General features: G+C 68.5%; 20 protein-coding genes and 5 pseudogenes. 16 read left to right on the top strand and 9 right to left on the bottom strand.

Annotation, left to right across the window (positions count from 1 at the left end):
- A pseudogene (locus H305_RS53105) lies at positions 1–549 on the top strand (hypothetical protein); the annotation flags it as partial.
- Between the two features lie 651 nt (positions 550–1,200).
- Positions 1,201–2,709, top strand: coding sequence for a CoA-acylating methylmalonate-semialdehyde dehydrogenase (locus H305_RS0142100; RefSeq protein ID WP_028805735.1), 1,509 nt, complete (start codon positions 1,201–1,203; stop codon positions 2,707–2,709).
- Between the two features lie 131 nt (positions 2,710–2,840).
- Here the strand turns inward: H305_RS0142100 and H305_RS51815 are convergent.
- The 3 genes and pseudogenes from H305_RS51815 to H305_RS56245 all read right to left on the bottom strand — a co-directional run.
- Positions 2,841–3,056: pseudogene (locus H305_RS51815) on the bottom strand (leucine zipper domain-containing protein); the annotation flags it as partial.
- Positions 3,057–3,176: 120 nt separating this feature from the next.
- Positions 3,177–3,587 (bottom strand): CHAT domain-containing protein, encoded by a 411-nt coding sequence (locus H305_RS55535; RefSeq protein WP_234021436.1) that lies wholly within the window; start codon positions 3,585–3,587, stop codon positions 3,177–3,179.
- A gap of 113 nt (positions 3,588–3,700) precedes the next feature.
- A pseudogene (locus H305_RS56245) lies at positions 3,701–4,105 on the bottom strand (hypothetical protein); the annotation flags it as partial.
- Positions 4,106–4,708: 603 nt separating this feature from the next.
- Here H305_RS56245 and H305_RS0142070 point away from each other — a divergent pair.
- Positions 4,709–5,062 carry a hypothetical protein gene (locus H305_RS0142070; RefSeq protein WP_028805731.1) on the top strand — a complete coding sequence of 118 codons (354 nt, stop codon included), beginning with the start codon at positions 4,709–4,711 and terminating at the stop codon, positions 5,060–5,062.
- Between the two features lie 50 nt (positions 5,063–5,112).
- Positions 5,113–5,881: pseudogene (locus H305_RS48825) on the top strand (transposase).
- Between the two features lie 454 nt (positions 5,882–6,335).
- On the opposite strand, the gene H305_RS48820 reads toward H305_RS48825, so the two are convergent.
- The 3 genes from H305_RS48820 to H305_RS0142050 form a co-directional block, all read right to left on the bottom strand.
- Positions 6,336–6,620 (bottom strand): Atu4866 domain-containing protein, encoded by a 285-nt coding sequence (locus H305_RS48820; protein WP_051371591.1) that lies wholly within the window; start codon positions 6,618–6,620, stop codon positions 6,336–6,338.
- Positions 6,621–7,202: 582 nt separating this feature from the next.
- Positions 7,203–7,979, bottom strand: coding sequence for an SDR family oxidoreductase (locus tag H305_RS0142055; RefSeq protein ID WP_028805730.1), 777 nt, complete (start codon positions 7,977–7,979; stop codon positions 7,203–7,205).
- A gap of 173 nt (positions 7,980–8,152) precedes the next feature.
- The gene (locus H305_RS0142050) at positions 8,153–8,992 is read right to left on the bottom strand and encodes an SDR family NAD(P)-dependent oxidoreductase (RefSeq protein ID WP_028805729.1); all 840 of its coding nucleotides are present in this window, start codon (positions 8,990–8,992) and stop codon (positions 8,153–8,155) included.
- A 410-nt stretch (positions 8,993–9,402) separates the two neighbouring features.
- On the opposite strand from H305_RS0142050, the gene H305_RS0142045 reads away from it, so the two are divergent.
- Positions 9,403–10,956, top strand: a complete 1,554-nt coding sequence (locus tag H305_RS0142045) for a hypothetical protein (protein WP_028805728.1) — start codon at positions 9,403–9,405, stop codon at positions 10,954–10,956.
- Between the two features lie 133 nt (positions 10,957–11,089).
- Here H305_RS0142045 and H305_RS0142040 read toward each other — a convergent pair whose 3' ends face one another.
- Both H305_RS0142040 and H305_RS0142035 read right to left on the bottom strand, forming a co-directional pair.
- On the bottom strand, positions 11,090–11,371 hold the full coding sequence (locus H305_RS0142040) for an Atu4866 domain-containing protein (RefSeq protein ID WP_028805727.1): 282 nt from the start codon (positions 11,369–11,371) through the stop codon (positions 11,090–11,092).
- A gap of 119 nt (positions 11,372–11,490) precedes the next feature.
- On the bottom strand, positions 11,491–11,694 hold the full coding sequence (locus H305_RS0142035; RefSeq protein ID WP_028805726.1) for a hypothetical protein: 204 nt from the start codon (positions 11,692–11,694) through the stop codon (positions 11,491–11,493).
- 594 nt (positions 11,695–12,288) lie between these two features.
- On the opposite strand from H305_RS0142035, the gene H305_RS0142030 reads away from it, so the two are divergent.
- The 6 genes from H305_RS0142030 (at position 12,289) to H305_RS0142005 (ending at position 17,056) form a co-directional block, all read left to right on the top strand.
- Complete coding sequence (locus tag H305_RS0142030; RefSeq protein ID WP_028805725.1) at positions 12,289–13,164, top strand: helix-turn-helix transcriptional regulator; 876 nt, start codon at positions 12,289–12,291, stop codon at positions 13,162–13,164.
- Positions 13,165–13,769: 605 nt separating this feature from the next.
- Positions 13,770–14,597: a helix-turn-helix transcriptional regulator gene (locus H305_RS0142025; protein ID WP_028805724.1), complete on the top strand. Its 828-nt coding sequence runs from the start codon at positions 13,770–13,772 to the stop codon at positions 14,595–14,597.
- 267 nt (positions 14,598–14,864) lie between these two features.
- Positions 14,865–15,731, top strand: a complete 867-nt coding sequence (locus tag H305_RS0142020; protein WP_028805723.1) for a helix-turn-helix transcriptional regulator — start codon at positions 14,865–14,867, stop codon at positions 15,729–15,731.
- A gap of 213 nt (positions 15,732–15,944) precedes the next feature.
- A complete protein-coding gene (locus tag H305_RS0142015; protein WP_234021435.1) occupies positions 15,945–16,511 on the top strand; it encodes a flavin reductase family protein in 567 nt (188 codons plus the stop codon).
- A gap of 78 nt (positions 16,512–16,589) precedes the next feature.
- A complete protein-coding gene (locus H305_RS0142010; RefSeq protein WP_028805721.1) occupies positions 16,590–16,769 on the top strand; it encodes a hypothetical protein in 180 nt (59 codons plus the stop codon).
- Between the two features lie 26 nt (positions 16,770–16,795).
- A complete protein-coding gene (locus tag H305_RS0142005) occupies positions 16,796–17,056 on the top strand; it encodes a hypothetical protein (protein ID WP_028805720.1) in 261 nt (86 codons plus the stop codon).
- 211 nt (positions 17,057–17,267) lie between these two features.
- Here the strand turns inward: H305_RS0142005 and H305_RS48815 are convergent, their stop codons facing one another.
- A complete protein-coding gene (locus H305_RS48815) occupies positions 17,268–18,758 on the bottom strand; it encodes an MFS transporter (protein WP_051371589.1) in 1,491 nt (496 codons plus the stop codon).
- 167 nt (positions 18,759–18,925) lie between these two features.
- Here H305_RS48815 and H305_RS48810 point away from each other — a divergent pair, with 167 nt between their 5' ends.
- From H305_RS48810 to H305_RS0141975, 5 genes and pseudogenes are all read left to right on the top strand, one after another.
- Positions 18,926–19,828: a LysR family transcriptional regulator gene (locus tag H305_RS48810; RefSeq protein WP_051371588.1), complete on the top strand. Its 903-nt coding sequence runs from the start codon at positions 18,926–18,928 to the stop codon at positions 19,826–19,828.
- A gap of 274 nt (positions 19,829–20,102) precedes the next feature.
- Positions 20,103–20,999 carry an alpha/beta fold hydrolase gene (locus tag H305_RS0141990; protein ID WP_028805719.1) on the top strand — a complete coding sequence of 299 codons (897 nt, stop codon included), beginning with the start codon at positions 20,103–20,105 and terminating at the stop codon, positions 20,997–20,999.
- 321 nt (positions 21,000–21,320) lie between these two features.
- A pseudogene (locus H305_RS48805) lies at positions 21,321–21,611 on the top strand (helix-turn-helix domain-containing protein); the annotation flags it as partial.
- Positions 21,612–22,150: 539 nt separating this feature from the next.
- On the top strand, positions 22,151–22,906 hold the full coding sequence (locus H305_RS0141980) for an Atu4866 domain-containing protein (RefSeq protein WP_028805718.1): 756 nt from the start codon (positions 22,151–22,153) through the stop codon (positions 22,904–22,906).
- A gap of 171 nt (positions 22,907–23,077) precedes the next feature.
- Positions 23,078–24,454, top strand: a 1,377-nt coding sequence (locus H305_RS0141975; protein WP_028805717.1) for an amidohydrolase family protein, incomplete at its 3' end; no start/stop codon positions are given.

The following is a 24,454-nucleotide window of genomic DNA, read 5'->3' as shown; positions in this document are numbered from 1 at the left end:
GATGAACTGCAGGCCCGGGCCGACGCAGGCGACAGGGATGCGGCCATTGGCCTGGCGGCATTGCTGGCCGACCAGGGCGATTACTCGCTGGTTCAAATCGAGGCCGACGCGGGCAACCTTGAGGCAGCCGCGCTCCTGGCCGAAGTGCTCGCCGATCGAGGCAACATAGACGAGCTACGGGCCCGGGCCGACGCAGGCGACAGGGATGCAGCCCGGCGTCTGGCCGACCTGCTCGCCGACCGTGGCGACATGGATGAGCTGCGGGCCCGGGCCGACGCAGGCGACACGGATGCGGAGATGTGTCTGGCCGATCTGCTCGGAGACCGCGGCGACATGGATGAGTTGCGTGTCCGAGCGGACGCAGGCAACATCCATGCCGCCAGTCGTCTGGCCGACCTGCTTGCCGGGCAAGGTGATGCCAACGGACTGTGGGACGAGGTTCACAACGGTTCACCATTTGCCGCGAAATCCCTGATCCTACTCCTGCGCCGCCAGGGACGAGAGGCGGAAGCCGACCGACTGAAGACTGACGGTCTATCCCCGGCGTAGCGCGTCTGTCCGTGCTGATGAAGGCTGCGGCCCCATCTACCCCTCCTCTGCAGGACCCGGCGCGGGAGCCGCCCCGGGGCGCACGGTGGTAGGTCGGCCCCGGGGCCGACCTACGGCCGGATCCCGTCGATTGCCAGTTCCAGCAGGCGGTTGGCCTGGGCGGCGACTTCGGGGTCGTCGTCGGGGGTGAGCCGCAGGCAGTTCATGAACAGGCCGCGAGTCTGATCCGACGACCGGGATCATCAGCAGCCTGGGCGGTCTCCATCCGGTCGATCACCTCGAATGAAAGTCCGTAGCAGCGGAGCTCGTGCCCGTCACGGCGCCTGAACATAGCGACTGTCGGGTCGCGCTCCGTGGCCGAGGGAACCGACAGCGGCGGGATCGATCTCAAGGCGAACGTGGCGCTGGGTATGTCAGTGATCCACCCCACAACGGTATGGGACCCGAGGGAGGCACTTCGGGCCACGAGGTTCCGAAGCGCCTGAACGCGCAGATCAAAGACGTAGCTTCGATGTCAGCAGTCCCGCCCTTCCGGGCGTGGGGGGCGTTTCCGTCGCCAAGAGCGAGGCCCGTCCGGCTGCTGCAGTCAAGGCCCGTGAGGTGAACGACAGGAACCTCGGCGCCGCCGTCACCTTCGAAGGAGTTCCACCGATGAAGACCGTCACCCACTGGATCGGCGGCAAGCCCTTCGAGGGCGCTTCGAGCGACTCCGGTGCCTGGGGCCCCGTGACCGACCCCGCGACCGGAGAGGTCACCACACGGGTCGCGATGGCCGGTGCCGACGAGGTCGACGCCGCGGTCGGCGCGGCGAAGGAGGCTTATGCCACATGGCGTACGTCCTCGCTCACGCAGCGGATCGCGATCCTCTTCCGCTACCGAGAGCTGCTGAACGCACGTCGCGACGATCTCGCCGCGCTGATCACCGCGGAGCAGGGCAAGGTTCACGCGGACGCGCTCGGTGAGGTGGCCCGGGGCCTGGAGATCGTCGAACTTGCCTGTGGGCTCGGTATGGCGCTCAAGGGTGACGCGTCCACTGAGGTGTCGAGCCACATCGACGTGGCGTCGGTCCGCCAGCCGCTCGGGGTGATCGTCGGAATTTCGCCGTTCAACTTCCCAGCGATGATCAGCATGTGGATGTTCCCCATGGCGATCGCCTGCGGGAACGCCTTCGTCCACAAGCCGAGCAGCAAGGCCCCGTCCGCGTCCATGCTCCTCGCCGAACTCGCGGCCGAGGCCGGCGTGCCCGATGGTGTGCTCAACATCGTGCACGGCGACGAGGTCGCGGTGAACGCGCTCCTCGACCACCCGGACGTGGCGGCAGTGTCGTTCGTGGGCTCCACGCCGGTCGCCCGCCACGTGTACAGCAGGGCATCCGCAGGCGGCAAGCGTGTCCAGGCCCTCGGCGGAGCGAAGAACCACATGCTGGTACTGCCCGACGCCGACCTCGACGCGGCCGCGGAGGCCGCCGTGACCGCCGCCTACGGCTCCGCGGGGCAGCGCTGCATGGCTGTCTCGGTGGTGGTCGCGGTCGGTCCGACGGGCGACGCGCTGGTGTCCCGGATCGCCGAGCGGGCCACGAAGATCACGATCGGGCCGGGCAACGACCCGGCGTCCGAGATGGGTCCGCTCGTCACCAAGGCGCACCGGGACGAGGTCGCGAGCTACGTCGCGCGCGCCGCCGTCCAGGGGGCCGACGTGGTGCTCGACGGCAGGGACTTCACCGTCGAGGGCTTCGAGAACGGGCACTGGATGGGTGTCTCCCTCCTCGACAACGTCAGCACCGACTCGGACGCCTACCGGAACGAGATCTTCGGCCCCGTTCTGTGTGTGGTCCGCGCGGGGACCTACGAGGAGGCGATCCGCATCATCAACGGCTCTCCGTTCGGCAACGCCAGCTCGATCTTCACCCGCGACGGCGGCGCTGCCCGCCGGTTCCAGCTGGAGGTCGAGACGGGCATGGTCGGTGTGAACGTGCCGATGCCGGTGCCGGTGGGCTACCACTCCTTCGGTGGCTGGAAGGACTCGGCCTTCGGTGACCACCGCATGTACGGCAGCGAAGCCGTGCACTTCTACACGCGTGGCAAGGTCATCACGAGCCGATGGCCGGACCCTGCCGAAGTGGCCGCAGGTCCGGACCTGGGCTTCCCCGCGTCCCGCTGACCGCTCCGCACCCGCGGTCGCGCCGACGCCTACTACGGCGCCGACGCGGTCGCGGCCGTTCTCACCCGACGCAGCAGGCGGGCCACGCTCCGACGGCGTCGACAGTCACCGACAACGTCCGGCCCGAAGCAGGTGGGAGTGCGGCGGGGGCTGTGGTGAGGCCGGCTGGAGTGGTCGGCCATGCCGGCTTCGCCATCGCGGCGGTAGCGGTCGGCCCATCGCTGGGCCGTGGTGGGCGAGACCTGGAAGCGTTCGGTGGCCCGCCGCAGCGGCCAGCCCTCCTCGACCACACAGCGGGCCAGGCGCAGGCGCCCGGTCTCGGTCAGGGGTGCATTACGGTGGGACACGAGGGCCTTTCGGTCGGTGTAGACGTCGCAATCCACACCGAACCCGGAAGGCCCTCACCTGTTCAAGATCCCTCAGCCGAGACCTGGCTCACCTGTCCACAACCTCCCCGGACAGAACAGCTAGGGACCTGCGTGTACCTGGCAGGCCCACAGACTTGGGGTCTGGGGATAGGTGTCACGTAGTGCACACACGGTGGAGTGCAGGGCCTCGGCTGTCCGGTCGACATCCAGTGCGCCGTCGCCCGTGCCCAGGGACTCGTACACGCCCTGGGCGACACTGGCTCCGATCGTGTCGTCGACATGCCACAGCGAGCCGACCACGTGCGAGAAGCCCGCGATCTGGAGGGCGCTGACGATGTGTACGGCCTCGTCGGCGAGTTCGGGGCTGGTCCGCACGGTGCCGCAGGCGGAGAGGTAGGCGAGCTGGACCGACGGCAGGTGGAGGCGGGCGAGGTCGCGGACGGTGAGCGGATGTTCGGCGTGATCGTGTAGGACGAGTCGGCTGCCGGACGGGCGCTCAAGATCCCCCAGGGCGTGGCAGGCGAAGTGCGCATACGCGTAACGGGGCAGCGCGGAGACGATGCTGAGTGAGTGGCGGACGCGCCGGTCAACAGTTGAGCGCTGGGGAGCAGTCGGACGAGGTGTTCGGCCTCACGGTGGGCGCCGGGCAGCGGTGCGAGGCCGATGGCGTCGCCAGCGGTGATGATGAGCGCACCGGTGCCCGTTGGGCGGGCGACGCGTTGCCGGGCGTGGTGCAGAGCCCGCAAAGTCGGCGTGTACGAGGAGACGACGCGGTTTAACGCACCTGGAGCTCCCCCTTGGGGGGTTGCGGCATGCAACGGCAGGGTGCCAAGGACGCCGCCGGGCGACCACCACACGCGGGGCAATGCTCCGGTGGTTGCGGCCGGGATGCCCAGGTGGTTGAGGACTGGGCCAGTGACTGCGCTGAAGACCGCACCGGATGCGGACCGGTCGAGTGAAGAGCAGCGCTGCCTGGACTGGATTGCCTGCTGAAGGACTACCTGCCGAGGGCCCCGGAAGAGCACCATTCGACTGCCCGGGGCCAGGCTGCTGCCCCTTTTGCTGCAGGTCCTGCACCCGTTGTTGCGCCTCCTCCACCACACCGCCCAGAGCAGCCCGACCGGCACTCTTCACCATCAACGGCACCAGTGTGATGACCTGCTGGACAGCCGACAGCGCGCCCAGCCCGATGAGAAACGCCACCAGCGGATTCGTGCTCTGCGGATAGGTGGCCGCCACGGCACCGACCAGGGCTCCGCTGACAAACAGTCGCAGCACCCCAGCAACCCAGTACGCCTTCCAACCAGGTGCGGGAAGGCGTTCCTCGCCGGGCCGCACCTCGACTCTGCGCTGAGGCGGGTCGATGGTGTCCGACTGGACGTTCCAAGGCATCTGACGGTGCCACTTGATGGCCTTGATGATGTCGACGGCCTCCATGGAGGCGCCGCCGACTGCTCCCACCGCCGCCGCCATGAACCACTCCATGGTCCGAGGCTAAGGGTTGTCCCGTAACAGCTGGTCACGGGACTGGTCAGGGCGCGGAAACTGCGTAGCTGCGGAGCTCGCGGTGCCGGTATCGTCCGGTTCCCCGACCCGCCGTACCGGCGGCCTACGTTCAGAGAGCGACCCAGATGAGCAGCCAGCCAGTAACGACGACCCTGTGGCGCCCCACCGGCCCCAAGGAGCTGGATCTGGTTCGGGAGCTGAACTGGCGTGCCTGGCCGCCCCGGCTGCCCGAGCAGCCGATCTTCTACCCGGTCCTCAACGAGGCCTACGCGGTCAGGATCGCGCGGGACTGGAACGTGAAGCACGACGGCGCCGGTTTCGTCACTCGTTTTGAGGTCGAGTCGGAGTTCTTGAGCCGCTATCCCGTCCAGCAGGCCGGCGGACAGACGATCCTCGAGCTCTGGGTTCCGGCCGAGGAACTGGACGACTTCAACGCCCACATCATCGGCGAGATCCAGGTGGTCCACGAGTTCCGCTGAGGCAGGGGGCTTGCTGACCGGGCACGCCGGCTGGGTGCGATGATCCCGGCGTGCCTGGTGTGATCACGACGTCGGAGCCGTCCTGGATAGCCCCGTTCACCGGGCTGAGCCCGCGGCAGTTCGGCAAGCTGGTGACGGTTCTGCGGCGCGAGGGTGCAGACGCGTTGCGCAGGGGTCGGCCGTGGAGCCTGCCGCTGGAGGACCGGGCGCTGCTGGTCGCGGCCTACTGGCGCACGAACCTGACCATGCGCCAACTGGCCCCGCTCTTCGGGGTTTCCAAGTCGGCGGCAGACCGGATCATCGACCACCTCGGGCCGATGCTCGCCCTCCAGCCCCGCAAGCGGTTCGCGAAGGACACCGTGCTGATCGTGGACGGCACTTTTGGTGCCCACCCGCGACCACACCATCGCCGAGCAATCGAAGAACTACCGATACTCGACCAACCACCAAGTCGTCATCGACGCCGACACCCGCCTCGTCGTGACGGTCGGCCGACCCCTGCCCGGCAACCGCAACGACTGCAAGGCGTGGGAGGAGTCCGGCGCAAAGGCCGCCGTCGGCACGACCACGACCATCGCCGACGGCGGCTATCCAGGCACCGGGCTCGTGATGCCACACCGGCGCCGCAAAGGCGAGGAGATGCCCGAGTGGAAGCAGGCCCACAACAAGTCCCACAAACAGGTCCGCGCCCGCGTCGAGCACGTCTTCGCCCGCATGAAGACCTGGAAGATCCTCCGCGACTGCCGACTCAGAGGCGACGGCGTCCACCACGCCATGCTCGGCATCGCACGGATGCACAACCTTGCCCTCGCCGGATAGACCACCGAGCCGGACAGCAGACCACCATGCTGCAGACCCATCAAAGGTCATTTACGGGACAGCCCTTAGTCAGGCAGTTCAGGATCGGCGGGACCAGGACACACAGGACCATGGCGAGCACACAGAGAACGACGATCGAGGTGGGAAGGCCGGCGGCAGTGCTGCTGATGCCAAAACCGGGAACGGTGAGGGACGGCGGGATCCTCACGCTGTGCTCCGCGAGGTGAGGATGGGCGTGTGGTGGAGACCTGCGTGGTGTCGTCCGCGGGGAAAGCCAGCCCTCAGCCCAGATGCCGTACCTGTGCGGGGCGCTGAGAGCACAGCCCTGCCCGCTTGCCCGGACAACCAGAAAGTCATCCTCTGGCCGTCCGGCAACGCAGGCCATCGCTGTCACCGTCGGGACCGAGCACCGGCCGTGCCGTCAGGGTGCGGACAGGCTCCAGATGGATCGTGGTCAGGGTAGTTTCCGGGTGATTTCCGGGAGGCTGTCGTCGGGGCAGAGGAAGAGGTACTCGTCGTACAGGACGCCGTCGCGGACGTCGCCTGTGGCGGTGAAGCCGGTGTCGTCGGGGCGGTTGCCGGTGACGGTGTAGCTGCAGGTGCAGGCGTCCTTGCGGTTGCCTCGGGCGTCGTCGTGGCAGTCGTTGGGAAGGGGGTCCTGCGGGAGGAAGCCGTCAGCGGTCACCCACGTATCGGCATGGGGATGCGGGGCGGATTGCGTACTGCTGCCGGGGGTCAGGACAGTGGTGGCGCTCGGCGGGGCGGGGGAGGGGCTGGCGCTCGGTGTGCAGGTCACAGCGACGAAACCCGCTGTCAGCGCTGCGGCCGCAGCGACTCCCCATCCCGTATACGTCAGTGTTCTGGGTGTCATTGCCTTTCTCCGTGCGTGTGGTGATCAGCCTTCTGGTCTGTCGGTCGGTTCAGGGCTGGTCGGATCGGTCAGGCGGTGTGCGGTGTAGATCCGTCTGCTCTGCCGGACTTCTGCCGCTGTGGGTGTGGGCCGGTCCATGAGCCGCACCGGCCGGGCCCGTTTGCCGCGTGGAATGTCGGTGCCTTTGGTGAATGCACGCTGTGGCCTTCCAGGGCTCTTGACCCGAATCTGCTTCGGGGCGTTCATGCACGCGCGGTCTGCCGGGCGGCGCGGGGCAACCGGGTCGCACATTTCAGAGCAGTGGTGTCCCTGAGACGTATGCACCTGCCGCGTGATGCACGGAGCGGAAGGAAAGCCGCAGGGGCCGGCTCCCCTGGGTGGGGGCCGGCCCCTGCTGTTCTGACGGGCTGATCTTCGAGGGGTGCTGTCGTGATGCCTTGGCGCTGTGCGTCAGAGTGCCTGTGCGGTGGGCATGATGGTGATCTCGGTGAGGTTGACGTGGCGCGGGACGGCGGCCATGAAGGCGATGGTCTCGGCGATGTCGGTGGACTGCAGGCAGTCGATGTCGTTGATGAGGTTGGCCATGAGGGTGCTGGCGTCCACATCCTTGACGTGGTCGGGCAGTTCAGTGTCGACCATGCCGGGCTGGATGGTGGCGACTCGGACCATCTTGGGGCCGAGTTCGACCCGCAGCAGTCGGGTGAGCTGGCTGATGTAGGCCTTGGTGCCGGAGTAGATCGAGAACTTCTCCAGGATGCGGGTGGCCGCGATGGAGGAGGTGTTGATCAGGTCGGCGGGCTTGCCCTGGGCGGCGGACTCGGTCAGGTGGGGGAGGAAGGCGGCGATCACGTTCATGAGGCCGGTGATGTTGAGGTCGATCTGGCGCTGCCAGTCGTCGACCTTGAGTTCCTCGATCCCGGAGATGAGCTGGACGCCGGCGTTGTTGAAGACCAGGTCGGCCTTGCCGAAGCGGTCGGCGACCCGGTCGGCGGCGCTCTGCACGGCGGCGCGGTCGGTGACGTCGACGGCGAGGGCCAGTGCGGTGCCGCCGGAGGCCTCGATGTCCTTGACGACACCGTCGAGCTTGTCCTTGCGGCGGGCGAGCACGATCACGGTGGCGCCCAGTTGGGCGAGGCGTTCGGCGGTGGCGGCGCCCATGCCGCTGGAGGCGCCGGAGACGACAGCTACACGGCCCGCGAGCGGGGAGCCGGAGAGAAGAACAGACATGACAGGTTCCTTCGAGGGAGGTCAGAAAGGGGGCGAGTGGAGAGGGCTTGCGGATGCGGGCTAACGCCCGGTGTCTGGGGTGCCCGGCCGGGCCGGCGAGGAGGGAGAGGCCGGCCCGGCCGGGCTGTGTGAGGCCGCGCACGGATGGATGTTCGCGCTGCGGAGCCGTGGGATTACGCGGCGTCGTCGTGTGCGGTGGCCGCGGACTTCTCGCGCCAGTGGGCGAGGTCTTCCTGGACCTGCTGGTACTTGACCTCGAGGCGCTCGAGGGTGTCGCGGCCCAGGTAGAGGTGGGTGGGCATCTTGGCGCTGGAGGTGACCTCGACGATGAGGGCGCCGCCCTTGACGGGGTCGCCGAGCTGGGCGTGGTTGGCCTTGTCGATCCAGTCCAGGGTGACGTGGGCCGGGGTGTCGTCGTAGTCGGCGATCCGGGCTGCGGCCACGGTCAGGGAGCTGGAGTCGAGGAAGTCGGTGCGGAACACGCCCGGCTCGACGACCATCGACTGGATGCCGAACGGGGCCATCTCCGCGGACAGGGCCTCGCTGATGCCGGCCACCGCGAACTTGGAGGCGGAGTACATGCTCACGCCGGGCTCGCCCTCGAAGCCGGAGCGGGAGCCGATGTGCACGAGCTTGCCCGAGCCCTGCTTGCGCATGACGGGCAGCACCGCGCGGGTGACGTTGATCAGGCCGAAGACGTTGAGGTCGAAGAGCGAACGGGCCTCGGCATCGGTGATCTCCTCCAGGGCGCCCAGCAGGCCGCGGCCGGCGTTGTTCACCAGGACGTCGATACCGCCGAAGCGGTCCACGGCCGCCTCGACGGCCTGCGGGATGCTGTTGTTGTCCGTCACGTCCAGCGCGACCGCGAACACCTTGTCGGAATTCTTGAAGTCTTCCGGAACGCGGTCGGGGTTGCGGACCGCAACCACGACATTGTTGCCTTCCACCAGCGCAGCGCGGGCAATCTCCGCACCGATACCTCGGGATGCTCCGGTAACGAACCACGTAGCCATGATCAGGCCTCTCTTCTGCGTTTCTCGTTCGCATGTCATCGGGGAATTCCTCCGACGCATTCGATCCTGCAAGACATCCCGAGAGGCAGGAAGGCCAGGAGTTTCCTGGGAGAAATACTCCTAGGCTGAGGATGCACCCTTGCCTGTGTCCGCCGGCCTGGCGCACGTGTGTCCGCGAGGGGAGCGCATACGCACAGATGCCCCACCGCAGGCGCGCCGGAGACTTGCCAGCAAGACTGTCCCGGAGCTGGACCGAGGGCGGCGCACAGGCGGACCGCGACGGAGGCGCTCGCTTCCCAGCCCGTCTGACCGCCCGCCGGTTGGCTCCCCGCCGGAAGGGATGGGCTGCCCTCCGATCTTCGCGCGCGTGAGGCAGGGTGAGCGCGAAGGAAGATCACTAGTCTGCATGGGTGCTCTCATACGACGAGTTGACTTCACCGGAGCGTGAGCTGTGGGAGGCGTTCCCGGAGGGACGCCGCGTGGACCTGCGCACGGGTGTGCCCGAGGACGACCGTGTCGCCGAAGGTGGGCACTGGGGTCCCGGGCGGACGGTTCGGGCCGCCGTGATCGTGGCGCTGCTCCTGGGCGCGAACACCGCGCAGTCGGGCGCCGTCGCGTGCCTGAGGCTCGCCGGGGCGCGGATATCGGGACACCTGAACCTGGCCGGCGCGCAGATCGCTCATGCCCTCTGGCTCGAGGACTGCTGGTTCGAGGAGGGTGTGGACCTCTCCGGAGCGTCGACCCAGTCGATTGCGATCGTGGGCAGCCGAGTGCCGGGCGTGGAAGCCGGAATGACCCGTATCGAGGGACGCCTCGACCTGCGACGCTCTCGCCTGGAAAGCAGCTCTGCCTCGCCCTTCCACCGCAGGGACACCGCCTTGTCGCTCATCAACGCCCAGGTGAGCGGCGCCGTAAACCTCAACGGCGCCAACATCACCGCACCCGAAGAATGGGCAGTGTCCGCCGGCGGACTCGTCGCGGAGGGTGGCGTCTACTGCCAGGACGGATTTGTCGCGCACGGCGAAGTCCGTCTCATGGGCGCACAACTGCCAGGCGGACTGCACATGCGGGGCGCGCTACTGGAACATCCCGGCCCGCGCGGGGTGGTGCTCGCCCTGGACAACACCGTGGCCTCAACGCTCAACTTCTGCGACGGGTTCACCGCGCACGGGACCGTACGGCTGCGGGGTGCCCGGATCTCGGACCTGACCTTTGCAGGAGCTGTCTTGAACGGGCCGCCTGACGGCAACGGCCCGTCGTTGGCCGCCCAGCTGATGCAGGCCGTCGACTTCGACTTCACCCTCGCCCGGGCACCGTCCGGCACCGTGGACCTCCGGGGCGCGCAGGTGTCCTACCTCCACGACAGTGGCCGCAGTTGGCCGGACGTGGTGGAGCTGGACGGCTTCGTCTACGGCTCCATCAAGGAGGACGAGGCAGGCGAGCGGGGGGAGGCAGCGGGGCTGCGGGATTCCGTGGCCCACCGTGTGGCGTGGATAAGACGCGGCCCGGGCTACAACCCACAGCCCTATGAGCAGTTGGCGAGCTGGTACCGGAAGGCCGGCCACGACGACGACGCCCGCCGTGTTCTCCTGGCCAAACAACGCCATCGGCGTCAAACTCTTCATCCGGCCGCGCGCGTGTGGGGCCACCTGCTCGACGCGACCGTCGGCTATGGCTACCGCCCCTGGCTGGCAGGCGTCTGGCTCCTCGCGCTGGTCATGCTGGGCATGCTGTCCTTCGACACTCACTCCCCCCACCCCGTCAAACAAGGCGACGGCGCCCCGTTCCAGCCCCTCGTCTACACCCTCGACCTCTTGATCCCCATCGGTGGTCTGGGCCAGCGCACGGCCTGGTACTGGTCGAACGACAGCCTCCAGTGGCTGGCCTACCTGCTAATCGGCTTCGGCTGGGTGCTGACTACCGCAATCATCGCGGGTGTCACCCGCACCCTGCAGAAGAGCTAGGGTAGGGACGCACGGGCACCGGTCCGGCACCACGGCAGTGTCTTTCCGGGTGGGGGAGCGAAGAGGCAAAAGCCGTTGAGGGGGTATGGATCCGCCGGGCCGGGTGCGGCCCGGCGGTGGGGAGCAGGCGGCGCTATGCCGACCGGGTGGGCTGTTCGCCCTCGCGGTAGAGCACCAGGTGCTCGTGGTAAAGCACACCGTCGCGGACGTCCCCTGTGGCGGTGAAACCGATGTCGTCGACGTAGTCGATGTGATTGCCGGTGACTGTGTACCGGCCCGTGTAGGCGCTCTTTCGGTCGCCCCGGGCTTCGTCATACCGTCCGTTCGCCAGCAGCTCCTGCCGGATGAAGCCGTCTGCGGTCACCCACATCCCGATGTACGGGTGAGGGGCTGGGGAAGTGCTGTTCATGGTCATGCCTCCACGGTCCGTTTCCCGGAGCGAGGTAGCCAGGCCGCAGTTCACCCAGGGTGCGACAGTCCTGGGAGTCAGACACCCGCCTGCCGTGCTCGGGCGGTCTTCGGATGGAAAAGTTCCTACCGGTCGCACAGGAGCGCGCGCTTGGGCAGCTGGTGAGGCAGCGACCCTTCACCGGTGAGTTGCAGGGCCGCCAGCCGCCGGCCGCCTCGGGCGGGCTCCATGCCTGCCAGTTGCCCGATCTGATGATCCTTCACAGTTTCTGCAGCGTCGGGCCCAGAGGCTTCGACGTTCTCTGCCCCGATGACAGTGATGCTGGTCATCGCTGCTACTTCCGTGACCGGGCGTTACAGCCGGCGATCTCTTCGGCGGTGGGGCTGCGGGCGTGGGCCACAACGGATGCGGCGCAGATGGCAAGGCGCCGGTTGGTATTTGCGGGCCGTCGCCAGTCCGGTGCGGACGGCCTGCGTTGCACGACCATGCCGGTGAGGAACTGGACGAAGGTCAGGCAAGATTGGCCTGGACGGTGCAGAGGTTGCGACAGCCCATCAGACGGGACATGCGGCGGGCAGATGCAGGGGCGCGCAGGCCGGGCGGTAGCGTTGAGATGAGCCGTCGCCGGGCCACGAGGGCAGGAAGACCGCCGGACAGCGGGCGGCACGAAGCCGCACCGGATTCATCGTCCCCGTCCACGGCATGCGGAGACACACTGCCCCAAAGAGCCAGGACACCCTGGTAGGGCGGTGCCCACCCGGCTCGCGTAGGGGGTCAAGGTCAGAGCCGAGTCCGCCTCGTTTCGTGGCGCGCGTCATTCAAGGCGATCAAGCCAAGACTCTGCAAGGGCATGGAATTCCTAGGAGCAGTACACCCCCCTTACGGCCCTCCACAGGGCGCTGAGCCGCTCTAACCTCGACGGCATGGACACAGACAAGCGCCCCGCGGCCGAGAATGCGCTGGGGGGTTTCCTCCGTGCACGGCGCGCCCAGCTGCGCCCTGAGGATGCCGGGCTTCCCACGTCCGGTCGCCGCAGGGTGCCCGGTCTGCGCCGCGAGGAAGTCGCCACCCTGGCCGGTGTGAGCACCGACTACTACATGCGCCTGGAACAAGGGCGCGAACGGCACCCCTCGCAGCAGGTACTCGAAGCCGTGGCCAAGGCCCTGCGCCTGGACGACGACGCCGTGGCACACCTTTTCCGCGTGGCCACCCCCACTACGCGCCGCACCCGTCGTGCGCCCCGTGTCGAACGGGCCAGCCCGCACCTGCGGCGGCTCCTGGACACCTGGAGCGACACGCCCGCCTTCGTCCTGGGCAACGCCCTGGACATCCTCGCCCGCAACCGGCTCGCAGCCGTCCTGTATGCGGGCTTCAACTCCTGTGACAACCTGCTGCGTATGACGTTCCTGGACGCGGCCGCGCACCACTTCTACCGCGACTGGGACCGTGCCGCCGAATCATGCGTGGCCGCACTACGACGGGCAGCCGGCATCGACCCCGATGATCCGCGACTGATCGAAATCGTCGGCGAACTGTCAATGAAGAGCGCCGAGTTTCGTGCACTGTGGGCCCGCCACGACGTACGGGGCAAGACCCGCGAGGCCAAGCTCTTCCATCACGCCGATGTCGGCGACCTGGAGCTGCACTACGAAGCCTTCACCGTCAACAGCGCCCCCAGCCAGCAGATCATCGTCTACCAGGCCGAGGCCGGCAGCCCCTCCGCCGACGCTCTGGCGTTGCTTGGCTCCCTGAGCGCGGTGCCGACTCCCCAGCGTGCCCCGTTCATCAGCCCGGACTGAGGCGAGACCCGGGGGATGCGCAGGACGCCCGCACCACAGAACCGCCGCGACACAGCAGCGACATGCCTGCACGCTCAGCGCAGCTCACCAATTCGCTTGCCTGACAACATGATGCCGCCCCTCGGTACCGGAATTTTGCGGCCCCTGCGAGACCCTTCTTGACACGACGGCCCCCGGAAACGATCACCACCCGCTGATTCGAGCTGCGGAGCGCTCCCGAGACGTGTGGCAGTTCACATCAAACAGCGCCGCCATCGAAACCGCGTTGGTGCTTCAGAAATGAAGCGGTGAGCGGCTCCGTATCCGGACTGCCGGGGTGATTCCTCATTCACTGCTGCTTTCTTTGCCCCTCGGCGGTCGCATGCCATCGAGCTTTGCCGACCGGATCCGACAGAGGGAGGCCGGAAAGAGATTCTGCGAATGAAGGAAGACGCGTCCCGCTCACAGCCGCGAGACTGGTCCTTCGTTTCCTGGGTGTATCACGGCTACCCTTGCGCCTGTCCATGCCCGCGGGCGTGACGGAGAATGACGGTATGAACCAGATCGTGGAGCTGGGAGAGTTTCTCCGTTCGTGTCGAGGCCGCCTCAATCCCGCAGAGGCGGGAATGCCCAGGACCGCCCGGCGTCGCGTCCCGGGCCTGCGCCGTGAGGAGCTCGCCCAGCTGGCAGGCGTCAGCGTCGACTACTACACGCGCCTGGAACAGGGGCGTAGCCGTACGGCCTCGCCGGAGATCCTCGAGGCCCTGGCGACAGCGTTGCACCTGGACGATACCGAGCGGGCGCACCTGTTCGATCTCGCGAACCGGCGCCCTATCCAGTCCCGGCGGGCTGCGCCCTCCCCGGCCGAGCAGGTCAGCCCAGCCGTCCACCAGCTGCTGACCACCCTGGATGCCGCCTACTGCCCCGCATTCGTCCTGGGTCGGCGCACCGACGTGGTGGCCTCCAACCCGCTCTCCCGTGCACTGATCGCCGACTTCGACGCCATGCCCGCGAACGAGCGCAACCAGACCCGGTTCCTCTTCCTCAACCCCGCCGCCCGCGAGCTGTACGCGGACTGGGAGACCGTCGCCGCAGACACTGCTGCCATGCTGCGCATGGATGCCGGGCGCCACCCCGAGGACCCGCAGCTGGGCGAACTGGTCGGCGAACTCGCCGTGCGCAGCGAGCACTTCCGCGGGTACTGGGCTGAGCGCAGGGTCCACGAGCGAACCGAGGGGACCAAGGGCTACCACCACCCCGTCGTCGGGGAGCTCACCGTCACTTATCAAGCTCTCGCCCTGCCCGGCGACAGCAATCAGACCCTGTTCGTCTACAGCACCGAGCCCGGCTCCTCCTCCGAAACCGCCCTGCGGCTCCTGGCGACGTGGTCGACCGAACCCCTCGCAGAGCAGGCCCGTTCCGTCGCACCCAACGAACCGGACACCGCTGCCTGACCTGTTCACACCCAGCGCCTGCCGGGCCGAGCGGATCCAGATCATGTTCCTGCATCGGCCCGCCTCGGTCTTCGACCAGCTTCCGCGTTCCTGACTGACCCAGCGATGCTGTCTCTGCTCCCACCATGCGGGTGCGTCCTGGGGCGCCGACCCAGGCGTCGCGCCTCGGGCAGGCCCCGCCTGGAGAAAGCAGCCGCCCACGAAAGCGCATCGCGATCAATTCAGCGCCCGCCGCATTCCGAAACGGGAAGGCTTAGCCTGGGGGGCATGAGTGACAGCACCCCTTTGGGAGAGTTCCTCAGAGCACGGCGCGAAGCCCTCAAGCCGCAGGACGTGGGCCTGCCCGAGCACGGCCGTCGGCGGGTGCCCGGGCTGCGTCGCGAGGAAGTCGCGATGCTCGCCGGTGTGAGCTCCGACTACTACATGCGCTTGGAGCAGGGCCGCGAGTCCAGCCCTTCACCCCAGGTCGTCGAGGCCGTCGCGGACGCCCTGCACCTTGATGACGAAGCCATCGACCACCTGCGCAGACTCACCCGAGTACCTCAGGAACGCCGCACCCTTCCTGCCGGCCACGACCAGGTCAACCCGCAGCTGCTGCAGCTGCTCGACAGCTGGCCCGACACCCCTGCCTTCGTAGTGGGCCCGGCGCTGGACATCCTGGCGCGCAATGACCTTGCGGCGGCACTGCACAGTGGATTTCAGCGGTTCGACAACCTGGCTCGCATGGTTTTCGTCGACCCGGCGGGCCGCGACTTCTACCAGGAATGGGAAAAGGCAGCCCACTCGTGCGTCGCCGAAATACGCGCCGCCTATGGATATGACCCGGAATCTCCACGGATCATCGAAGTCGTGGAAAACATTTCCACGGAGAGTCCAGAATTCGCCGAGCTGTGGGCACGGCACAATGTGAAGGGCAAGACCCGGCAGACGAAGAACCTCAAACATGCCCGGGTCGGCGACCTGCAGATCCAGTTCTCCGCCTTCACGGTCAATGAAGCCCCTCATCAGCAGCTGGTCGTCTATCAGGCTGAACCCGCCAGCCCCACCGCGGCTGCATTCGCCGAACTCCGCTCCGGGATCGAGCAGGAACAGCGCGAAGCGCAGCGGATCGCCGAACCGACTCATCACCCGTGATGCGCAGGCTGCGCGTCGCGTCATCAAAAGACGCCTGACCGCAGTCCCGGTGCGAGCAGCCTGGCCCTCGCGTACCCAGGAAAAGCCCGGCCCTTACACCCTCACTGATCGCTGGCGAGAGTGGACGTACAGAAAGGCCGAGGACACTGACCCGCACATTCACTGAAACCGCGGCTGTCTCCTCGGCCGGCCCGTACGCCCCAGGAGACCAGCGTGATTACTGTCAGTGATTTGCAGGCACACCCCTTGGACCAGGTCCACCGACTGATCGAGCCCGGCCCGGTCATCCTGGTGACCACACAGCACCGTGGCATCCCGAACGTGATGACCAACGGGTTCAACATGATGATCCGCCACGCCCCGCCACTGATCGGCTGCACCATCGGGCCGTGGGACCACAGCTACACCGCGCTGCGCGATACCGGGGAATGCGTCATTTCCATCCCCAGCAGTGAACTCGCCGAGACCACGGTCGACATCGGCAACTGCTCAGGCCAGGACGTGGACAAGTTCCAGGAGTTCGACCTGACCCCGGTGGCCGCACAACGGGTCAAAGCACCGCTGATCGCCGAGTGTTTCGCGAACATCGAATGCAAGGTCGCCGACACCACCCTGGTCGGCGCGTACAGCCTGTTCGTCCTCGAAGCAGTCCGGGCCTGGGTCGACCCGTCCCAGCCGCACCCGCAGATGCTCCACCACCGCGGCGACGGCACCTTCACGCTGGACGGCGAAACCATCGACCTGCAAGACCGCATGACCAAGTGGCAATACCTCCTGTGATGCTCCCCGCCACCTGCCCAGCCTTCGCACCACCGCCTACCCAACGCCCGGAGCACCCACCGGGATGAGGAATGACTTATGACAGGCCTCGAACTCATTGCCGTGGTCCTCGCCGCCATGCTGATGATGACCTGGCTGGCCCGCCGCCTCCGCCTGAGCGAGCCGCTGATGCTGCTGGGCGGGGGCATCCTCATCGGCCTCACCCCGCACTTCGGTCGGGTCGACCTGCCGCCCGACGTGCCGCCGTCCGCGCGCTGACCTCTATCTCCCTGCTTCAGGCGACCATGATTGCTGCCGCAGTAAGTGCGACCGTCATCGCCGCCCGCGATGCGCTCGAGAGCAAGCTCCTCGACGTCAAGCGTGGCGCACTGAACGACCTGCGCAACCAAGCACGCATCGATGACAGCGTGCTGCGCCGGGTGCAACGCCATCTGGACACCGAGGAGCAACGCCTGAGCATGAGGATGTCCTTGCTCCCGATGTCCGCCCATGGAGTCGGCGAGCGGCCGGACGGCGCAGCCCAGGGCGGCCCGCCCGCCCCCTGAAAGCACAGGCGGACGCGCAAGCGACGTCTTCGACGCCCAGCAGCCGAGCCACCTTTGCCGCGCACCTCAGGAATGAGCCTTTTCCATCATCGGCCTGAGCTGGTCAGACGCAGGGCGGCGGAAACCCGCGTCTCGCCCTGAATCGCGGCGCGCCCCCGGCCTGGCGACGACCGGCCGGGGGCGACGCTGCCGGCCGGCCCCGTCGGTCCTGTCACCTCTCGTCGAGCTGAGCCGCGGTCCGCGCATTGGGCGTTCCGTCGGGGCCGGGCTGCCGGCGCTGGGGTTCGACGCGGCGGGGTGTCGAGCCGAGCTGGAGCGCGACGATGATCGTGGCGAGGACCGCGAGAGCGGTCGCGAGGAGGAACGACAGGCGGTAGCCGTCCACCGGGGAGCCGCTGTGGCCGGTGGCGGCCGCGGCGGCGGTGGCGAGGACCGCAAGGCCGACCGCGGCGCCGGTCTGCTGGCTGGTGGTGAACAGCGCCCCGGCCAGCCCCTGCTCGCTGGCCCGGACACCGTTGGTGATCGCGATCGAGGCGGTCGGCAGGGCGAGCCCGACCCCTACCGCGGTTAGCACCATGCCGGGCAGTACGGCCGCCGGGTAGCAGGCCCCGGCGGTGATCTGGGCGAGCCACAGTTGCCCAGCGCCCATGCAGGCCAGCCCGGCGAGCAGCATAGCCTTGACGCTGAACCGGGCCGTCAGCCAGCGTGTGCCGAAGGTGGAGACCAGCACGACGGTGCCGGTCGACGGGACCAGTGCCAGTCCGGTCGTCACCGGGCTGAATTCCAGCACCCTCTGCAGGTAGAGCGACGCGAAGTAGACGTAGCCGGCCAGGATGGCGCCGATCAGCAGCATGGCAGCGATCGCGGCCCGCCGGGCCGGCTCCGCCAGGATCGGCAGGGGCAGCATCGGGGCCGCCGACCGCTTTTCGGCGACCACGAAGCCCGTGGTCAGCAGCACCGCGAGGGCGAGAGCGACGAGGGTGGTGGGCGTGGTGAAGCCGTGCTGCTGCCCGCTGCTGAGGCCGAAGATCAGCGCCGCGATGCCCGTGGTCACCAGCAGTGCCCCGCGCACATCGAGACTGCCGCCGCCGGACCGCTTCCCGATCGGCAGGCGCGGGACCAGCGCGAGGATGACGGCGATGACCGGCAGGTTGATCAGGAAGACAGCCCGCCAGCCGAAGTACTGGGTGAGCAGCCCGCCCGCCACGATCCCGGCGGTCGCGCCCGCCGCGGTGGTGGCCTGCCAGATCGCCAGCGCCCGGTGGCGCGCTGCCCCTTCCGTACTGGTCGTCGTCAGCAGCGACAGCGCGGCCGGGGAGACCATCGCCCCGGCCGCGCCCTGCACGATCCGGGCGGCGATCAGCATGATCGGCCACTGCGCCAGACCGCAGGCCAGCGAAGCGATCCCGAACAGGGCCAGGCCGACGGTCAGCACCTGCCGTCGGCCGAGCAGGTCCGCCAGGCGGCCGCCCGCCAGCAGCAACGACCCGAAGGACAGCGCGTAACCGGTGACGATCCACTGCAACTGCGTTGCGGGCATGTCCAGCTCCCGCTGAACCGACGGCAGCGCCACGTTCACGATGCTGAAGTCCAGTTGCAGCACGAACTGGGCGGCGCAGATCAGTGCGATGACGAACACGGCCCGCTGCGATCCGCTTCCGGCGGGCTGAGGCGCGGCGTGCTTCGCCGAGTGGTCCGGCATGGGCGAATCCCCTGTTCTTGATGTGTTCCTTACTGGTTCGTCGGCGTCAACCACGTCGGTCGGAACGTCGATGGCGATCCGGCGGCAGTGTGCGGAGATAGGCTGCATCTGTCCCACAGATGGAACTGTCCAGATGCACTGCAACGCAGGCCTGGAGGCGGCGGCCGATGGAACTCCGACAGCTACGGCACTTTCTGGCGCTGGTCGATGAGCGCAGCGTCACCCGCGCCGCAAAGCGGGAGCTCATCGTGCAGTCGGGCCTGTCGAACTCGCTCCAGGCCCTAGAACGCGAACTCGGCACGCCCCTCTATGTCCGCGGGACCCGGCCGGTGCGGCTCACCGCGGCCGGTGAAGCCCTGGTCGGCCCGGCACGCCGGACCGTGATCAGCGCCGCGCAGGCGGAAGAAGCCGTGCACCACACCCGTGACGTGCTCATCGGCACCCTGCGTCTGGGCGTCGGGCTCTCCGCCCAGCATCTGGTGCCGTTCGCCTCCTACCTCGGCGAGTTCACCCGCGATCACCCCGGTATCGACCTGCGCCTCCAGTACGGGCCCGCGCTGACGATGATCTCGATGGTCGGGACAGGAGAGGTGGACTGTGTGATCGGACCCGCGGTCGGCCGGGTCCCCGGCATCCGGATGACCGGCCTCGCGCGGGAGCCGCTGCGCCTCGTCTGCCGTGCCGATCACCGCCTGGCGGAGCGGTCCGACGTCACCATCGCGGAACTGGCCGACGAGCGGTTCGTCGAGGTGCCCCCGCGGTGGACGGCCCGCCTGCTCAGTGACGCCGCGTTCGCCACCGAAGGGATCCAGCGCCGGGTCGTCTGTGAGGTCGGCGACTGGGAACTGTTCCTCGAACTGGTCGGCGCGGGCGTCGGCATCGGCTTCGCTCCGACCGGCCTGCAGTACCCGGTGCTGACAGCCCCGGACAGCGTCCTGCGGTTCGTCGAGGTCGAGGGCGTGCGTCTGGAGCGGCACATCCACCTGATGCTGCCCCCGGCGGGCGAGACCAGCCCGGCAGCGGCGCGGTTCGCCGATCAACTGCTACGGGTCCGCTCGACGGGCGGCTGACCCGCCGCCCGTCGGCGACCGCGGCCCTGCCGATCGGGAGCGGCGCGGCTGCGGAGGCGCACGCGCTGCCACCATCTGATCGTCAGATGGACTCCATCTGGGGCAAGCGCGACGCATGCGACATCAGCGGCGATGGAGGCGCGGTTGCACGGGGTGAAGCTTTCACGCCGACCGCGGACACCGGCTGGACGGCGGCGAAGAAACGCCGCTCCGGACGATCCGCCACACAGTCTGCGCCTGCACAGCCCATGAGAAGAAGAAGGAGGTCCCTGAGGTGAACCTCACTGACCACGCCGGAGTCCGGCTCACACACGGCAAGCCCAAGGTCAACGGTGTGGAGATCCACTACGCGATCGGCGGCACCGGCGAGCCGGTGTTCCTGGTGCACGGCGTGCCGAAGACCATGGCCTACTGGCGTCACGTTGTACCGCTGCTGACCCCGCACTACACCGTCATCGTGCTCGACAACCGGGGTGCCGGCGGCTCCCAGCGCCCCCTGCGCGGCTACGACACCTCCACGATGGCCGCCGACGTCGCCGCACTCGCCACCCACCTCGGCTTCGACCGGTTCCGCGTCGCCGGCGAAGACTGGGGCGCGGCCATCGCCTATGCCGTCGCCGCCTTCCACCGGCCCCGGGTGCAGCAACTGGTCTTCCAGGAAACGCTCCTGCCGGGACTTCCGGCCGGCCCAGGAATGCCGGGCGGCGGCCCCGACCCCTCGCTCGCCCCCGACGACGGCCGCACCGGCTGGCACTTCAGCTTCTTCAGCCTGCCGCACATCCCCGAACTGCTGCTAGCAGGACGGGAACGGCCCTTCTGGACGTACTACGCCCGCCGCCAGATGTGGGACCCCAGCGCGCTGGCCGAGGAAGACGTCAACGAGATCGTGCACTCGGCCGAGCAGCCGGGCGGCACCAGGGCCATCCTGGAGATGTACCGCGCCCGGCAGACCGACGCCGAACAGAACCGCCCGCACTACGCCGACCCACTCAGCTGCCCGGTCCTGGCCGTCGGAGCCGAGGAATACCTCGGGGACGCGGTAGCACAGCAGATGGCGCAAGTGGCCGACGACGTCCACAGCGTCGTCATCCCCGCGGCCGGTCACAACATCGCGCTGGAGAACCCGACCGCTCTGGCCCAGGCCTACCTCGACTTCTTCGCAGCCCGCTGAGGTCCGGCACCGTCCGTCCCGTGCCGCGACGTCCGGACGTGAGCAGGCCGAAGGTGGCGTAACGAGAGGGCCGGGCGCGGCGCCGCACGGACGTCCCCCAGCGTCACCGCGGCCTGCAGTGTCGCCGCACCCGGTGAGACGGCCCGGCGTCACAGGGATTCGTGACGGGAGACCGTGCTCCGCGGAACGTCAGAAATGAGGCGTCCGCTCAGTCAGCCTCGCCAACCTGCTTCCCTTGTCTCCGGGTTGGCCTGACACAAGGGTGAAGCCCCTGGTAGATGGGTTTCCGACCAAGAGCAACCTGTCCGCCCGGAGCTTCACGTGCTTGTCTACCCATCGGGGATCGATCTGTCCACCTCGACCCTGCGGTACCTCTCCCGACTGCTGGCCACCCGACGCCGGGAACGGGGCACGCGGTGGCGCAGGCTCTCCGCGAACCGGCAGGCCCTGCTGGTCCTGGCCCATCTGCGGTGCGGGCACACCTACGTCCAGCTCGCGGCCGGGTTCGGTGTCGGGATCGCCACCGTCTACCGCTACGTCACCGAGGCGGTGGAGGTCCTGGCCGCCGTCGCCCCCGACCTTGCCACGGCCGCCCGCACCGCGGGCGAGCGTCCGCGCAAGCAGCCTGCCGACGCTTTCGATCAACCACCACCCACGAGCGGCTGCTCGCCCGCCTGGTTGCAACCGGCGCCCACCGCCAAGGAGGTGGGGCTCAGCTCTTCGTGAGCCCGCGCACTGTCGACGCCCGCTTGCACCGTATCTTCCGCACGCTAGGCCTGGCGCCGGCAGCTGCGCGCGTCCTCCCTCGACGACCGGGTGAGCGCCCCAGAGCTGAGCCCTCGGCGCACCGAGCCGGCGCCCCCACACGAGGGCGCGGGGGATAGGTGATTGTCGCCAATGCGGCGAACCCGGGACCGTGCGACAGCCGTGACCACATCACCACTGCCACTGGCCGACTCGTCATTCTCCGCACCAAGCAGTCCGTCCGAGGCCGCCCACGGCCTCCGTCTCGAGCAGCGGTGCCGACCGTGGGTGGCGCGCACCTGGGGATACGGCGGCCTGGTTCCGATTCCGGCTCGCGACGAATCTGGTGGTCAAGCAGCCGCTGTAGCTGTTCGCACATCGGCCCCGGCCATCTGAGGAGCACGGAAATGGGCATCACCGACACCGACACCGTGAGCTGGAATTCCAAGGCACTCGACGAGATCCTCTCGAACGACGATGGGCGTCCCGTCCTGTTCACCAACGCCCGGATCCTGACGATGGACCCGCTGATCGGGACCATGACCGGAGCCGACCTCCTGTTCGTCGGCTCCCTGATCGTGGGGGTCGGCCCTGGCATCATCACCGCGGCGGAGGACGACAACGCCATCGTCGTCGACTGCACCGGCATGACCATCGCCCCCGCCGTCGTGGACACCGTCGCGCTGGCAGGCGGCCGCGGCCACCGCTCGCAGTACGTCGCGACGCTGACCCCGGGCAACACCACCGACTTCCTGGTGGTGCCCGACGAACTCGCCGCCGACGTGCCGAGCGCGGTGGCCACACTCATGTCCCGGCCGGAGCAGGTCCACGCACTGGTTGCTGCCGGTCGGCCGGTCCAGTGGGCGGGCACCGACGCTCCCGGCCGGGCCACCGCCCCCCAGGCGGGCATCCCCGCCGCACCGGACCTGAGTGGCAGCCCGCGGGTCGGCGTCTGGATCGATCTGAAGGACTTCCTGCACCAGGAACTCACCGCCGACGGCCGCTACGACGAGACCCGGGGCGGCCGCCCGCACGCCTACCAGGGCCAGTACTGGATCGACGGCGACCGCATCGACTACCTGGACGACCTCGGCTTCTGGGCCTACGGAGAGTTCCAGGGCGACGAACTGCACCACGCGGGCTACGTCATGAAGCTGGGCTGACCTTCCCACCGGCCGACGCACCGACGGCTTCGAGCCTGGGTGCGCGACACCTGGGGAAAACACGGCCTGGTTGCCGTGGCCGCGGCGACCGAGGCTGTTGTTAGAGCAGCCTCGGCCGCTCCGGCGCCCCACCCTCTCAGCCCTCTCCGCCGTATCGAAAGAAGACCCCTCATGAACGTGAACACCACCACCAGCGCCGCCGTGCTCGAAGAGTTCCGGCGCCGGCCCGCCGACCGGCGGCGCATCCTGTTCACCGGCGCGACCATCGTCACCATGGACGCCGACCTCGGCGTCATCGACGGCGGCGATCTCCTCGTCGAGGGAGACACGATCACCGCCATCGGCCGCGACCTCAGTGCGGACGACGCCGTGGTCGTCGACGCCACCGGCACGATCCTCACCCCCGGCTTCGTCGACACCCACCGGCACGCCTGGGAGGCCCAACTGCGCCGGATCATGCCGGACGTCGACGACCTCGGCGGCTACGTCATGGCCACCCTGGCCGGTTACGCCACGGTCTACCGGCCCGAGGACATGTACACCGGCACCAAGCTGGCCGCGCTGACCGCGATCGACAGCGGCATCACGACCATGCTCGACTTCTCCCACAACTCCCGCACCCGCGAGCACTCCGACGCCGCCATCGAGGCCCTGATCGACACCGGCATCCGCGGCGTGCACGCCTCCATGGGCCCACACTTCGGCGACTGGGACCGGCAATGGCCCAGCGACCTGACCCGCATCAAGGACCGGTACTTCAGCAGCGACGACCAGCTGCTGACCCTGCGCCTGGCGACCCTGGCCACCGACGAGATCGCCGGACCGGCGCTCGCCTACGGTCCTGAACTCGCCCGCATAGCACAGGAGTTGGGCATCGGAGTGAGCGTGGACGCCGTCTTCGGAACGTCCTCCTCCGAGGCGGTCCTGCGCTGGCACAAGGACGGCATCCTCAGCCCCGACGTCACCCTCATCCACTCCACCGGACTGACCTCCACGGCATGGAAGGCGATGGGGGAGACCGGCACCACCGTGGCGCTCGCCCCCACCTCCGACGCCCAAATCGGCCTGGAGACCGCGATCCCCGCCATCGACGAGGCTCTGTCCGTCGGTATTCGCCCCGGACTGAGCATCGACGTCGAAGTCGCCCTCGCCAGCGACATGTTCACGCAAATGAGGGCTCTGCACGCCATCCAGCGGATGCGCGCGGTCAACGCCGCCTACGGCACCGACCAGCAGCCCTCCCGCATCACCACCCACGACGTCCTCGACTTCGCCACCCTCCAGGGCGCCCACACCAACGGCCTGGCGGGCGTCACCGGATCACTCACCCCGGGCAAGAAGGCCGACCTGCTGGTCATCCAGGCCGAGGACCTCAACAACATGCCGCTCAACGACCCGATCGGCACCGTCGTGCTGGGCTCCGACGCCCGCAACATCAGCGCCGTCCTCATCAACGGCGAGCCCCGCAAGTGGAACGGACAGGTCCTCGACGTCGACCTGGCCGCCCTGCGCAGCGAGGTCTACAACTCGCGCGAGTACGTGCTGAAC

The sequence above is a fragment of the Streptomyces sp. 142MFCol3.1 genome (assembly GCF_000424945.1).
GTDB lineage: Bacteria > Actinomycetota > Actinomycetes > Streptomycetales > Streptomycetaceae > Streptomyces > Streptomyces siamensis.
This window is presented reverse-complemented; position numbering and strand designations above follow the sequence as displayed.

Bases quoted from the DNA above. Each gene is read 5' to 3' on its own strand.
- H305_RS0142070 (WP_028805731.1), top strand. From the start codon at position 4,709: ATGAGCAGCCAGCCAGTAACGACGACCCTGTGGCGCCCCACCGGCCCC.
- H305_RS0142040 (WP_028805727.1), bottom strand. From the start codon at position 11,371: ATGACCATGAACAGCACTTCCCCAGCCCCTCACCCGTACATCGGGATG.
- H305_RS0142100 (WP_028805735.1), top strand. From the start codon at position 1,201: ATGAAGACCGTCACCCACTGGATCGGCGGCAAGCCCTTCGAGGGCGCT.
- H305_RS0142010 (WP_028805721.1), top strand. From the start codon at position 16,590: ATGACAGGCCTCGAACTCATTGCCGTGGTCCTCGCCGCCATGCTGATG.
- H305_RS0142050 (WP_028805729.1), bottom strand. From the start codon at position 8,992: ATGGCTACGTGGTTCGTTACCGGAGCATCCCGAGGTATCGGTGCGGAG.
- H305_RS0142025 (WP_028805724.1), top strand. From the start codon at position 13,770: ATGCCCAGGACCGCCCGGCGTCGCGTCCCGGGCCTGCGCCGTGAGGAG.
- H305_RS48810 (WP_051371588.1), top strand. From the start codon at position 18,926: ATGGAACTCCGACAGCTACGGCACTTTCTGGCGCTGGTCGATGAGCGC.
- H305_RS0142020 (WP_028805723.1), top strand. From the start codon at position 14,865: ATGAGTGACAGCACCCCTTTGGGAGAGTTCCTCAGAGCACGGCGCGAA.
- H305_RS0142030 (WP_028805725.1), top strand. From the start codon at position 12,289: ATGGACACAGACAAGCGCCCCGCGGCCGAGAATGCGCTGGGGGGTTTC.
- H305_RS0142005 (WP_028805720.1), top strand. From the start codon at position 16,796: ATGATTGCTGCCGCAGTAAGTGCGACCGTCATCGCCGCCCGCGATGCG.
- H305_RS0142035 (WP_028805726.1), bottom strand. From the start codon at position 11,694: ATGACCAGCATCACTGTCATCGGGGCAGAGAACGTCGAAGCCTCTGGG.
- H305_RS0141980 (WP_028805718.1), top strand. From the start codon at position 22,151: ATGGGCATCACCGACACCGACACCGTGAGCTGGAATTCCAAGGCACTC.
- H305_RS48815 (WP_051371589.1), bottom strand. From the start codon at position 18,758: ATGCCGGACCACTCGGCGAAGCACGCCGCGCCTCAGCCCGCCGGAAGC.
- H305_RS0142055 (WP_028805730.1), bottom strand. From the start codon at position 7,979: ATGTCTGTTCTTCTCTCCGGCTCCCCGCTCGCGGGCCGTGTAGCTGTC.